Source organism: Stenotrophomonas sp. FW305-3-2-15-E-LB1 (genome assembly GCF_058787375.1).
This window is the reverse complement of sequence record NZ_JBYSZR010000022.1, coordinates 1-12917: the sequence shown is the minus strand read 5'-3', so window position 1 is coordinate 12917 and position 12917 is coordinate 1. Positions and strand designations below refer to the sequence as shown.

13 protein-coding genes are annotated in these 12917 nt (G+C 68.8%); 7 read left to right on the top strand and 6 right to left on the bottom strand.

Going from position 1 to position 12917, the window contains the following annotated elements:
* From AC3WL7_RS15080 to moaA, 4 genes are read right to left on the bottom strand one after another with little or no spacing between them, the layout of a single operon-like run.
* Window positions 1-261 (bottom strand): MoaD/ThiS family protein, encoded by a 261-nt coding sequence (locus tag AC3WL7_RS15080; RefSeq protein WP_079222091.1) that lies wholly within the window; start codon window positions 259-261, stop codon window positions 1-3.
* Complete coding sequence (locus AC3WL7_RS15075) at window positions 261-1514, bottom strand: molybdopterin molybdotransferase MoeA (protein WP_492751268.1); 1254 nt, start codon at window positions 1512-1514, stop codon at window positions 261-263. The genes AC3WL7_RS15080 and AC3WL7_RS15075 overlap by 1 nt, the downstream gene beginning before the upstream one ends.
* Entirely contained in the window at window positions 1511-2524 is a 1014-nt protein-coding gene (gene moaCB, locus AC3WL7_RS15070; RefSeq protein ID WP_492751364.1) for a bifunctional molybdenum cofactor biosynthesis protein MoaC/MoaB, read from the bottom strand. Before moaCB ends, AC3WL7_RS15075 begins: the two co-directional genes overlap by 4 nt.
* An 8-nt stretch (window positions 2525-2532) precedes the next feature.
* A complete protein-coding gene (moaA, locus tag AC3WL7_RS15065) occupies window positions 2533-3513 on the bottom strand; it encodes a GTP 3',8-cyclase MoaA (RefSeq protein WP_108746824.1) in 981 nt (326 codons plus the stop codon).
* Between the two features lie 194 nt (window positions 3514-3707).
* Here moaA and AC3WL7_RS15060 point away from each other — a divergent pair, with 194 nt between their 5' ends.
* The gene (locus AC3WL7_RS15060) at window positions 3708-4112 is read left to right on the top strand and encodes a ribonucleotide reductase subunit alpha (RefSeq protein ID WP_492751362.1); all 405 of its coding nucleotides are present in this window, start codon (window positions 3708-3710) and stop codon (window positions 4110-4112) included.
* Here the strand turns inward: AC3WL7_RS15060 and AC3WL7_RS15055 are convergent.
* The gene (locus tag AC3WL7_RS15055; RefSeq protein ID WP_079222095.1) at window positions 4109-4435 is read right to left on the bottom strand and encodes a hypothetical protein; all 327 of its coding nucleotides are present in this window, start codon (window positions 4433-4435) and stop codon (window positions 4109-4111) included. The two genes, AC3WL7_RS15060 and AC3WL7_RS15055, sit on opposite strands and share 4 nt — an antisense overlap.
* A gap of 476 nt (window positions 4436-4911) precedes the next feature.
* On the opposite strand from AC3WL7_RS15055, the gene AC3WL7_RS15050 reads away from it, so the two are divergent.
* From AC3WL7_RS15050 to AC3WL7_RS15025, 6 genes are all read left to right on the top strand, one after another.
* On the top strand, window positions 4912-5196 hold the full coding sequence (locus AC3WL7_RS15050) for a hypothetical protein (protein WP_492751263.1): 285 nt from the start codon (window positions 4912-4914) through the stop codon (window positions 5194-5196).
* A gap of 48 nt (window positions 5197-5244) precedes the next feature.
* Complete coding sequence (locus AC3WL7_RS15045) at window positions 5245-6498, top strand: alkaline phosphatase family protein (RefSeq protein ID WP_492751261.1); 1254 nt, start codon at window positions 5245-5247, stop codon at window positions 6496-6498.
* Window positions 6499-6626: 128 nt separating this feature from the next.
* Entirely contained in the window at window positions 6627-7436 is an 810-nt protein-coding gene (locus tag AC3WL7_RS15040; protein WP_492751259.1) for a S1 family peptidase, read from the top strand.
* Window positions 7437-7508: 72 nt separating this feature from the next.
* Entirely contained in the window at window positions 7509-7892 is a 384-nt protein-coding gene (locus AC3WL7_RS15035) for a BlaI/MecI/CopY family transcriptional regulator (RefSeq protein ID WP_108770696.1), read from the top strand.
* Window positions 7889-9358, top strand: a complete 1470-nt coding sequence (locus AC3WL7_RS15030; RefSeq protein WP_492751252.1) for a peptidoglycan DD-metalloendopeptidase family protein — start codon at window positions 7889-7891, stop codon at window positions 9356-9358. The genes AC3WL7_RS15035 and AC3WL7_RS15030 overlap by 4 nt, the downstream gene beginning before the upstream one ends.
* 113 nt (window positions 9359-9471) lie before the next feature.
* Entirely contained in the window at window positions 9472-11667 is a 2196-nt protein-coding gene (locus tag AC3WL7_RS15025; RefSeq protein ID WP_492751250.1) for a TonB-dependent receptor plug domain-containing protein, read from the top strand.
* Between the two features lie 406 nt (window positions 11668-12073).
* Here AC3WL7_RS15025 and AC3WL7_RS15020 read toward each other — a convergent pair whose 3' ends face one another.
* Entirely contained in the window at window positions 12074-12718 is a 645-nt protein-coding gene (locus tag AC3WL7_RS15020) for a hypothetical protein (protein ID WP_492751247.1), read from the bottom strand.
* Window positions 12719-12917: the final 199 nt, after the last annotated feature.

The following is a 12917-nucleotide window of genomic DNA, read 5'->3' as shown; positions in this document are numbered from 1 at the left end:
TCAACCCCCACTGACCGGCGGCAGGATCGCCACGCGGCCATCGGCCGGCAGCGCATCGTGGTCGCGCAGCACCCGTTGCTGGTCGGCGAACGCCGAGTAGTCCAGCAGGCCGGCACGGAAATCCGGCCAGCGCACCGGCAGCAGCTCGCGCAGCGCCTGGCGCAGATCGGCAATGGTCGCCCCGGCAACGTCAACCGCGATCTCGCGGCTCGCATCCAGGTCGGAAAACGCACCAAACAACTGCAGGTTCACCTGTTTCATCATGATTCCTCGCTTACCAGCTGCACCGGTTCGTGGTGACCCCAGCCCTGCACCCGCACATAGGTCCCGGCCGGCGCGAGGTTGCCCTCGGCCTCCAGCACCACCCAGGCGTTGGCCCGCAGCATGGACATCAGGCGGAACGACTCCTGGCCGGACAGCACGCGCGCGCTCAACCGTCCCTGCGCATCCACCTCCACCCGCGCACGGGCATGGAAGCGCAGGCCTTCGGGCTTGCGCACATCGGCCTGCAACGGCAGCTGCAGCGGCGTTTCCGGGGCCAGCCCCAACAGGCGGCGCAGCACCGGCTCGACGAAGAAGCGCTGTCCCACCGCCGCCGACACCGGGTTGCCCGGCAGGCCGAAATACAACGCGCCGCCAGGCAGTACCGCGAACAGCAGCGGCTTGCCCGGGCGGATCGCCACCTTGTGGAAGATGATGCGGGCGCCGCGCTCACGCAGGGCGTCTGGCACGAAATCGTAGCGCCCGGCCGACACGGCACCGGTGCTGATCAGCAGCTGCGCCCCGGCGTCCAGTGCCTGGTCCAGCACGGCGTTGAAGGCGGCCACCTCGTCGCCCACCGTGCCCTGCCAGACCACCTCGGCGCCGGCTGCCTGCAGGCGCCCCACCAGATAGGGCCGGTTGCTGTCACGGATCTGCCCGGACTGCAGCGACTGCGCGGCCTCGGTCACCAGTTCCTTGCCGGTGGCGATCACCGCAGCCTTCGGCCGCGCGACCACCGCCACCTCGCCGACGCCAATGGCGTGCAACAGGGTACGGGCGTTGATATCCAGCACGTCGCCGGCACGCAGCACGCGCTCGCCCTCGCTGACGTCCTGGCCGCGCAGGCGCACATGCTGGCCGGGGCTGGCGTCCGCGCGCAGCGCGATCCGGGTCGGGCGGCCTTCGTGCCGCTGCAGGATCTCCACCTGCTCCACCGGCACCACCGTATCCAGGCCGGTCGGCATGCGCGCACCGGTCATGATTTCCCAGGCGCCCTCGCCGCCCACGGCGCCGTCATCGCCGGCGGCCTGCCAGCCCTGCACCGCAAATTCGGTACCACTGGCGAAGGCCATGCCATTGGCCCGCAGCGCGAATCCATCCATCGCCGAGTTGTCGAACGGCGGCAGCGACTGTGCGCTGATGATGTCGCTGGCCAGGGTGCGCCCGCCCGCATCGTGCAGGCGCAGACGTTCGGCCGGCAGCGCCGAGGCCGCTTGCAGCAGGTGCTGTAGTGCTTCGCTGTAGGCAATCATGCGGCGCCCCCCTGGCCGTGGCCACCGCCATCGACCATCGCCAGGGCATGTCCAAGTACCGGCGCCAGGATGTCCAGGCACTGCGCGGCGGCGCGCGGGCTGCCCGGCAGGGCAAACACCAGCAGGTCGCCCAGCTGTACCACTTCGGCCCGGCTCAGCCAGGCCATCGGCGTGTGCTGCGCACTCAGCGCGCGCACCATCTGCGCCAGCCCATGCACCGGGCGCGCGTCCAGCGAACGCAGCGCCTCCGGGGTCAGGTCGCGCGGGCCCAGGCCAGTACCGCCGGTGCACAGGCACAGGCGCACACCACTGTCGGCCAGCGCGCGCAGGCGGCTGGCCAGCGGCTCGATGCCATCGGCCAGCACCTCGGCCGCCACCACCTCGCCGCCCAGCGCCTGCAGGCCAGCCACCAGCTTCGGGCCGGATGCATCGGCATAGGTGCCATCACTGGCCCGGTCGCTCAGGGTGATCACCGCGCACGCCGCGCCTTCCAGGCCCTTCGGCGCACGTGGCTTGAAACGGGCGCGCTCGGCCTCGTCCATGCCATCGGGGTGCAGCCAGACGCCGCGCTTGCCGCCTTCCTTGAACAGCAGGCGGACGCCTTCGATACGCAGCGCCGGTTCCACCGGCTTGCTCAGGTCGTACAGGGTCAGCAGGGCCGCGTTCACCCCTGCCAGCGCCTCCATTTCCACGCCGGTGCGCGCCTCGCTGGCGCACTCGCACCAGACGCGGATCGCCTGCCGTTCCGGCACCGGTGCGCAGAACACCTGGACCAGTTCCAGCGGCAGCGGGTGGCACAGCGGCATCAGCATCGACGCCATCTTCGCGCCCTGCAGGCCGGCAATCTCAGCCATCACCAGCGCATCGCCCTTGGGCAGGCGGCGCTCGACGATCAGCGGGTAGGCCACCGGCCCGGCATGCAGTTCGCCCACGGCCACCGCGCGGCGGCGGGTAATGCGTTTGTCGCGGACATCGGCCATGTGGAAGGCCGCGTTCAATTCCCCGGTCATGGTGTTGCTCATCCTCCGATCGAGGCCAGGTGCGGGGTCAGCCCGGTCTGGCCCTGGTGCAATCCGTGCCCGGCCGCTTTCAGGCCGAGCTGGGTGGTGATGCGTGCCAGCAGTGCGTCGTGGTCGTCGTCGCTCTGCAGCAACGGGCGCAGCGGCACGCCGAATTCGCCGAACAGGCACAGCCGCAGGTCGCCCTTGGCGGTCACCCGCAGGCGGTTGCAGCCCTTGCAGAAATCGCGCGAGTACGGCGCGATGATGCCCACCGTGCCGCGGTGCTGCGGGTGGCCGAACTCGCGGGCCGGGCCGGCATCGGCCGCACGCGGGCGCTCCTGCCAGCCAGCCGCCAGCAGCTGTTCGATCACCACGTCAGCGCGCAGGTGGTGGCGCTGGAAATAGGCTTCGTTGTCGCCGGTGCGCATCAGTTCGATGAAGCGCACGCTGAAGGGCCGCTCGCGCAGGTACTCCATCCACTGCGGCAGCTCGTCGTCGTTCAGCCCGCGCAGCAGCACCGCGTTGAGCTTGATCGACTGCAGGCCCAGCGCCTGGGCCAGGGCCAGGCCCTGCTCGATCTCCGGCAACCGGTCATGCCCGGTAATGGCGTGGAAGCGCTCGCGCTGCAGGCTGTCCATGCTCACGTTCAAGGCCGTGAGGCCGGCGCGATGCCAGCCCGGCAGGCGCCGCGGCAGCAAGGTGCCGTTGGTGGTGATGGCCACCTTGCGGATGCCGGGCACCGCAGCCACGGTGCCGATGATCTGCTCCAGGTCCTTGCGCAGGCTCGGCTCGCCACCGGTCAGGCGGATCTTGCTCATGCCCAACGCCGCAAACGCGCGCACCAGCCGGGCAATCTCGTCCACCTGCAGGAAGCGCGGCCTGCCCTCACCCTGGTAGCCATCGGGCAGGCAATAACTGCAACGGAAGTTGCAGGCTTCGGTCAGCGACAGGCGCAGGTACGGAAAGCTGCGCCCGAAACCGTCGGTGAGTTGGCTCATGGCTGGTCCACCTTGTTGCTCCACCGTATTGCCTATGCCCGGAATGGTCCGGATACCCTCGCCTGCTGGAACGATTGCCAGAGTACGCGGCCTTCAGTTCCTTGGGCATGACTTAAATCAATCGCCGCTGGCCCGGCCGCGCACGCGTTGTGGCAGCATGCGGCTTTCCGTGCAGCGGATGTGTGACAACCCTCATGATGATGAACGATTTCCAGCAACTCCTGCACGCCGCCGCTGAACAGGCCGAGCCACAGCGCCTGCTGTTCGTGTTCGTGCGTGCCGACCTGCCCGAGTCGCCCACCACCGACCAGCGCGACCGGCACGACCGCCGCGAGGGCGGCACGCTGTCACCGGTGCTGTGCGTGGACAAGCTGCCTGCGGAGGTACCCAGCTTCCGGGCCCTGGCCGCCGAATCGACCACCACCGGCATCAACTGGGACCTGGTGTTCGTGGCCGCCATGGACGGGCGCGCCGGCTTTGCGCCCAACAGCGATGAAGCCGCCCGCCCGCTGCAGCTGATGGTCAATGCCATCCATGACGGCCAGATCGGCCGCTTTGCCGCCTTCGACCGCGCTGGCGAGCCGATCCAGTTCTACTAGGCCAGCAGCTGCAGGGTCAGGAAGAAGATCACCAGCACGGTGTTCAGCCCCCAGGCCACGGTCAGCCCGCGTGCGGCCACGCCCAGGTTGGGGGTGCGCGCGGTGGGCGCGGCCCGCCACACCGCCGGGATGATCCAGCCGGTATAGAGCAGCAGCGCGGCAAACAGGGCCAGCAGCAGCGTGGTGCGCTGGTTGGCCAGGGCCCAGAGGGCTGCCGCCCACAGCAGATTGCTGGGAATGACCCCCTGCAGCCAGAACACGCTCCACAGGCGCGTGTGGCCGTGCGTGCCAGGCGAGGGGTGGAGGGACGCGCTTGCGGTCATAAGTCTCCCTTCTGTCCAGGAACCAGGCCCGTCCAGCCTGCGCCCCGCCGCGGCCAGCGTCAACCGCCGCCGCCCTCCGGTAGAGTCGAGCCTGCTCGACTGCCTCGACTCCACGAGCATGCCCAGCACCCGCAACGGACTGCCTGCTACCCGGCGTCGAACACGGCCATCCAGCCCAATCAAGGAGTGACCGCTGATGCACCTGCTGCAACGAATGACAGCGCTGGGCCTGTTGGGCCTTGCCTGTGGCTGCACCCCGTCCGCGCCAGTGCCACCACCGGCCGCCGCCAGCGAAGACCCGCTGGCCATCGAAGACAAGCCACCCAACGCCGAGGGCCAACCCATGCTGGATGATCTTGCCCGCGTGGCCCGCGACGCCGACCGCATCGTGGTCGTTGAACATTCCTCCCCGTATGACACCAACAACAGCAGCAACAGTGCCACGCCGCCCCGCGGAGCGCAGGTATCGCGAAGCGGTGCTGACCGGCACTCGCAAGCAGCCGTTCCTGGCCACGCTGGAGGGCATCGACCCTTATGTGAGCGACTGGGCCACCGCCTGCATCTTCGAGCCCCACCATCGCTTCGAGTTCTACAAGGGGAAGAAGCGCACCCGCACGCTGGAGGTCTGCTTCCAGTGCAACCAGCTGCAGTGGGATGGCACCAGGAATCCGGTGCCGCAGGCGTTCTACGCGGGGCTGGAGCCCTTCATCGAAAGCCTCGGCTTGCAGCCGGAACGCGATTGGCAGGCCCTGGCCCGGTAGAGGCCACATCCGTCCTAGACCTGTCATCGCACAGGGCTAGGATGGGCCATGAACATGCGCCTTGTCTGCGGCTCGATCGCCGCTCTTTCCCTGATGGCGTGCAGCACGCCATCGCCCCGCCAGTCCTCTGCAACGCCCCCGACCACGGTTCAGCCGTCACCGCGCCTGCTGCTGGTCTCCATCGATGGCCTGCGCGCCGATGCCCTTGATCGCGGCCTGACCCCCAACATCCAGCGGATGATCGACGGTGGCGTACGCGCACGCTGGATGACGCCGTCCTATCCGTCGCTGACCTTCCCCAACCACTACATGCTGGTCACCGGCCTGCGTCCCGGCCACCACGGCATCATCCACAACAGCATGCACGACCCTCAGCTGGGCGGTTTCGAGATCAGCAACCCGGCCGCCGTCACCGACGCGCGCTGGTGGGGCGGCGAGCCGATCTGGGTGAGCGCCGAGAAGGCCGGCGTGCGCACGGCCACCTGGTCGTGGCCCGGCAGCGAGGCCGCCATCCAGGGCGTGCGGCCAAGCCAGTGGCAGGTCTATGACCGCTCCATCGCACTGGAGGACCGCGTGCAGACCGTGCTGGGCTGGCTGGCGCAGACCGGCCCGCAGGCGCCGCGCCTGGCCACGCTGTACATGGAAAACGTCGACAAGGCCGGCCACACCTACGGGCCGGATTCGGCCGAGTACCGCCAGGCGATCCAGCGCGCCGATGCCATCGTCGGTCAGGTGCTGGAAGGCCTGGACGCACGAGGCCTGGCCACCGGCACCAACATCGTGCTGGTGTCCGACCACGGCATGGCCGAGCTGCCCGAGGGCCAGGTACTGGACACCGAGCGCATGGTCGATCCGGCCATTGCGGTGGCCACCAGCGTGGGCCAGCCGGTCGGCTTCCAGGCCAAGCCCGGGCGCGAACGCGAGGCCGAACGGGCGCTGCTGGGCCGCCACGACCACTATCAGTGCTGGAAGCGCGCCGACCTGCCGCCGCGCTGGCAGTACGGCCAGCACCCCCGCACGCCGCCGATCATCTGCGAGATGGATGAAGGCTGGGATGCACTGACGCCCGGCATGCTGGCCCGCCACGCCCATGCGTACCGTGGCACCCACGGCTACGACAACACCCTGCCGTCGATGCGCGCGGTGTTCGTGGCCAGCGGGCCTTCGTTCGAGGCGGGCAGGACGCTGGATGGCTTCGACAACGTGGATGTCTATCCGCTGCTCGCCCGCCTGCTGGACGTGCCGGCGGCAGCCAACGATGGCAACTCGGCCACGTTCGACGCGGTGCTGCGCGCGCACTGAGCTGGCCGTTCCGTCGCGGATCCGCACGTGTTCGTCGCACGTGCGGGCCGCTTCATCGCATACGGGTTCTCAGCGGGCCAGAACCGGGATACGGTGCGGATTGACCCCGCACACGACTGCACCTGCCCATGCGCCGCTGGCTTCTTCTCGTACTCGCCACCCTGCCCTTCGCCGCTGGCGCCATCGTCATCCGCAGCGATGTGGATGACAGCGCCTACCGGATACCGCCGTCGGCCTTCCCGGCCCTGGCCGACCTGCCCGGCGAGGGCCATGGCGTGCTCATCGCACCGCGCTGGGTGGTCACCGCCGCGCACGCCGCGCCGATGGAGGGCATGAACGCCGAGGTGCAGATCAATGGTCAGGCCTACCGCGTCGAGCGGGTGTTCGTGCATCCAGGCTACCGGCGCATGCCCGATGCCTTGGGCCAGGCGGCATTGGCATCGGGTGACCCGGGCCCCATCCACGCCTTCCTCGCCGCCTCCGATGACATCGCGCTGATCCAGCTCGCCACGCCGGTCAACGACGTTGCGCCGGTCCGCCTCTATCGCGGGCATGACGAAGCGGGCAGGATCGCCACGCTCGTGGGCAAAGGTGCAACAGGCAACGGCTTGACCGGGCTGGCGCCAGGTGCTCCTCACCGGGGTGAGCTGCGCCGCGCGGAAAACGCGGTCACCGGCGGCAACGACCGCTATCTCTGGTATCGCTTCGACGGCCCGGGCAGTGGCCGGCCGCTGGAAGGCGTGATCGGCAGCGGTGACAGCGGCGGCCCGTTGCTGATCCAGGATCAGACAGGCTGGCACGTCATCGGCTTGGCGTCGTGGATCACCGCCGTGCCGGAACACGCGCTGGACGCAGGGTTCTACGGCCAGGTGGTCCACAACGTACGCATCTCGCGGTATGCGGAGTGGATCGTCAGCACAATTCGCGCCGCGCCGTGATGTCCGACCGACTTGCGTTGCTTGCGACATGTGTCGCAGACTTGCGACATCGATCAAACGCCAGGCCAGATGATGTCCTCCGCACCCACCCCCTCCAATGCCGAACTGGAACTGTTGAAGTGCCTCTGGCGCGACGGCGCCTGCAGCGCACGTGAACTGCACAACGCCGCTGTCGCCACGCTGGACTGGTCGTACTCCTCTACCCGCAAGACGCTGGAGCGCATGGTCGACAAGGGCCTGGTGAAGGAAGGCAGCCAGCACGGACTCAACGTGTACAGCGCCAGGGTCGGCAAAGTGGCCACCCTGGCAGCCCTCAGCACGGATTTCGCGCGCCGCGTGCTGGAAATCGATGGGCCGCTGCCCAGCCAGGCCTTCGCTGACAGCCGGCTGCTCAGCAGCCAGGAGATCGAGCAGTTGCAGGCCCTGCTGCGTGCACATGACGAGGGCCAGCCATGAGCCTGCCGGCAGCCGCCACCTGGGGGGCCGCGCTTGCAACCAGCCTGCTCAGCGCTGGCCTGGCCTGGTACGCAGCACAGACACTGCAGCGCAGGCTGCGGCTCTCCCACGCGTCGTCGCATTACTGGCTGGGTGCGTGGCTGTGTGCAGTGCTGCCGCCCGTGCTGGCATTGCTGTTGCCGCTTCAGCACGCACCATTGCCGCAGCTGACCGGCGCATTGCCGGTCGCACTGCACTCGCTGCCGGACCGCATGCTGCCCGCAGCCGAGCCCGCGTCTGCGCTCGGCATGTCACTGGCGGCAGGCCTGCCGGCCCTGCTATGGGCGGTGTATGGCGGCGGCGTGCTGCTTTGGCTGGCACGTTGGGCGCTGGCCACGCGCCGGCTGCAGGCGGTGCTGCGCAGCAGTCACCCCGTGCAGACGTCGCAATTGCCGGGCCCAGAATCACGGCAGGCGGTACGGCAGCTGCAGGCCACAGGCATCGCTGTCCGCTGCACGGAAGGCGGCGGCACGCCGTTCGCCGTCGGCTGGCCCCATGCACGCATCCTCCTGCCTGCAGCCAGCCTCACCCTGCCGGACCGCGCACTGCGCCTGGTCATCGGCCACGAGGCCGCGCACCTGCACCGCCGTGATCCACTGCGCGCCGGCATCATGCGTCTGGTAGCCGCGCTGTATTGGTTCAATCCCTTCGTGCAACGCATTGCCGCGCGCGTACAGCTCGCAGCCGAACTGCAGTGCGATGCCCGTGCGCTGGCCGAAGCGCCCGCCGCTGGCGATGGCCGCCTGCTGGCGCAGGCCTACGTGGAAACGCTGCGCCATGCCACTGCACTGCGGCCTGCCAGCGCACTGTCACACCGCGATCCCGGCGGCCACCAGCTGCGCCTGCGGCACATGCTGCAGGGCGATGCAGGTCGCCGCCCCGGCAAGGCCATCACGCTGCTGCTGGCCGCGTCCGGTGTGACCGCCACCCTTTGCCTGGCTGCCGTGCAGGCGGCGGCCACCGCTGTCCCGCCATCGCTGGCCGTACCGCTGCAGGCCGCATCGGTCACGCTGCTGGAAGCCACTGTGCCGCTGGCCCCCGCTTTTGCCGCGCCTGTTGCCCAAGCGCGGGTCACCAGCGTGTTCGGCCATGCGTCGGACTTCCGCCAACGCGCCCACCGTGGCGTGGACTTTGCAGCGCGACGTGGCACAGCCGTGCAGGCGCCGGCCGATGGCACGATCATCGCCGCCACTCGCACTTACCCTGATGGCCCCAACTACGGCACCGTGGTGGTCATCGACCACGGAGGTGGCTGGCAGACGTTGCTTGCCCACCTGCAGGACTACGAGGTGGTTGTCGGTCAACGCGTGCGCAAGGGCGAGGTCATCGCCCGCACCGGCAACACTGGCCGCACCACCGGCCCCCATCTGCACATGGAACTGCTGCGCAGCGGCACGCGCGTCGATCCGCAGGCCTGGCTGCAGTAACCCGCTGACGCGCCCGCCGCGCGTTGCCACCCGAAGCGAAGTGACTCGATGCCCGGCCGCGGGAGGCTCCGCTGCTGCCCGCCGCTTCGCCATCAGAAAGGAATCCAACGAGAATGCAAGGCTCTTCCACGCAGCGACCGCCACGCCGCTTGCAAGCCAGCACCCGCCTGGCCATCGGCTGCCTGCTCTGGCCCGCCGCCACCGCTGCTGCGCAGACCGCACCATCGGCGCCGGCCACCACCGAACTGGAGGCCGTGCAGGTGCAGACGCAGCGCTATGACGCGCGGCGTGATGATTTGGCCAGCCGCATCGTCGTCGATCACGAAACCCTTAGGCGCCACGGTGATACCGATCTGCTGGAGGCGCTCAAGCGCCTGCCCGGCCTGAGCGTCTCCAGCGGCGCACCGGGACGCCCGGGCGCGGTATCGCTGCGCGGGCTGGGCAGCGGCTACACCCAGATACTGCTGGATGGCCAGCGCGCCCCCGCCGGGTTCAGCCTCGATTCGCTGGCCACCGATCAGATCGAACGCATCGAGATCCTGCGTGCGCCCACCGTCGATCACGGAACAGGCGCCATCGCCGGCACCCTCAACATCGTCACCCGCGCCACCGCACCCAAGGACAGCCAACGCCTGACCCTGTCCTGGGCCGGGAGCCAGTCACGCAGCACGCCCACGGCCAGCTGGCGGCAGACGCACCAAGGCGCGCGGGTCGACCATGCACTTACGGCAACCGCCACCGGACGCGCGTTCCTGGCGGAAGAGCACGGCAGCGAACAGGCCTGGGATGCCGATGGGCAGCCACTGCTGCTGCGGCACAGCCAGCTGCGCGCAACCGGTCGCCGCGACAACGTTTCGCTGTCACCCTCGATGACCCTCAATGCCACGGCGGACGATACGGTTTCGCTGCAGGCACTGCTGGATGCGTCCGACTTCCGTCGCGACATGGTGATCGACTGGGACACCCAGCGTGGACCCGCCCTGCGCACGCCGCACTACCGCCAGCGCACGCGCCTGCGCCTGGACCAAGGGCAGGCCAGCTCGGAATGGACCCGCCAGCTGCAGCGCGGCGGCACCCTCACGGTGCGCGGCGCCGTGGACGGCAACCGCGAAAACTATCGCTTTCGCGAGCAGGGCCAGGCACAGGATGGGCAGGACAACCTGATCGATCACACCGATGCGCGACTGCATGTCCTGGGCAGCAGCAGCCGCGCGCAATGGACCCTGCCTGCGCGCGGCCGCCATACCCTGCAGGTCGGCGCCGAAGGCAGCCTGGACGACCGTCGCGAATCGCGCCTGCAGCAGCTGCAGGGCTTCGATGGCGCAGCCGGTTCAACGAGCGATCTCTCCTTCAATGCACGCCTGCAGCGTGTTGCGGTATACGCGCAGGATGAGTTCGCCCTGGGCGAGCACAGCGCCTTCTACCTCGGCGGCCGCTGGGAGCGGCTGCAGACCACCAGCGAAGGGCATGACTTTGCCCCCGTGCGCAATCGCGCCAGCGTGTTCACCCCGGTGCTGCAGGGGCTGTGGAAGCGGGCCAAGGGCAAGGACCAGCTGCGCTTCTCCCTCAGCCGCACCTTCCGCGCGCCGGAGCTGCGTCTGCTGGTGCCACGGCCCTACACCTCCACCAACAACCGCGCACTGAACCCGGACGAGATCGGCAACCCGGCGCTGCGCCCGGAACTGGCCTGGGGCCTGGACACTGCCTGGGAGCTGCACGGCCGCGAAGGCACACAAGGCAGCATCGGCGGCTACCTGCGCCGCATCGATTCACCCATCCGCACCGAAACCCTGCTGCGTGATGGGCGCTGGGTCGCCACCCCGGTCAACGGCAGCCGCGCCATTGCCTGGGGTATCGAACTCGACGGACAGATGCCATTGGCCCGCGTGCTGCCCGATGCACCTGAAATCGAACTGCGCGGCAACGCCACGTGGAACCAGTCACGGGTGCGCGGTGTCCCCGGGCCCGACAACCGCATCCAGGACCAGGTGCCGTTCACTGCCAGCGCGGCCATGGACTACCGGATCATCCCGCGCTGGAGCAGCGGTCTGGCATTTACCTACCGCAGCGGCGGGCGCATCCGCTATAGTCTGGGCGAAATCGACATCGCCGCTTACCGGCGCGAGCTTGAGGCGTGGGTGCAGTACAGCACCCACGGGCGTGGCAAGCTACGGCTGACCGGCAGCACCCTGCTCGGCCGGGACAGCGAGAGCGGCCAATGGCGCTTCGACGATGGCGGCACCCAAGTGGTTCGCAGCGCGCGGCAGTCGGTCCCCAGCGTACGGCTGCAGTGGGAGCTGCCGCTGTAACGCGGGCCGCTGTGCTGACGGGTAAAGCGCTGTCGCGAATGCCTTGGCGATGCGGTGGAGGGACACTGCGAAACACCGATGCGTGTCGCAATTTGCACGCATTGTGGGGGCCCTGCGGCGGCATGCGTTCGAGCGGCGCAGCAGCAATGCAAGAATTGCGAAAGCGACGCGATCTGCAGGCAGTCGGCTGCTCCTCGCTCTTCTGTAGAGCCGAGCCATGCTCGGCTGCCTTTCGCTCCTCTGTAGAGCCGAGCCATGCTCGGCTGCCTTTCGCTCCTCTGTAGAGCCGAGCCATGCTCGGCTGCGGTCTGCGCGAACCAGTCGAGCATGGCTCGACTCTACAAAAACAATGCAGCCGAGCATGGCTCGGCTCTACAAAAGCGGAGCCGTCGAGCATGGCCCGACGTTACCGGCGCGAGCCTTCCAGCTGCGTGGTCAGCAGCCGGGTCAGGTTCCGCCGCGCGAAATACCCCTGCAGCTGCGCGGCCTTGATGGTCCGCGCCTTCAATCTCGGCGTGCCGTCGGCGCCGTATTCGATGCGATAGCAGCGCGAGGCACCACAGAGCTCGGCCTGGCTGGCGGTGACGATGACCACGGTGACTTCCAGGCTGGTGAAGGCGTTGCCGGTCTTGATATCCGGGTTCTCGGTACCGGCGCGGTCGATGAGCGTGCGGAACCGCCCCAGGTCGCGCTCACCGCCGCTGCTGAGCGGGCCGACGTTGGTGGCGCGGCGGATGTCCTCCTCCTCGCTGGGCGCGCCCTTGCTCCAGTGCTCGGTGCGCTCGGGGATGACCGCGCGCACCACGGTGCCGTCGGGTTCGATCAGATCGATCACCACGTCCAGCAGGTACACCGGCTCCAGGCCCAGGTTGGTCACGAAACAGTGCGCATCCAGGTTGCGGCCGGCACCGGAGGTGATGAGGATCGACGGGCGCTGCTGGCGGCGGTAGCTGCGCAGGAAGAAATTGAGGTAGACCACCCAGATCAAGGCGGTCACGCAGGTCATCACTGCCGTCAGCAGCGGCGCGAAATGGAGCAGGTTCTGCAGCATCCTCGGCGGAACTCGTGGGCGTGGGGCGGCCCATGGTCGCGGTTGGCGTGCTTGTGGGTTGTGAAGTCTTCGATTTCGACGGGACGCGGGGGGCATCCACGCATGGCGTGGATCTACTGGACCTTGTAGAGCCGAGATCCTATGTTCGTGGTCAAGCCTGCTGGAAGCAGGCTTGACCCACTTTCAACATGGCTGGGTC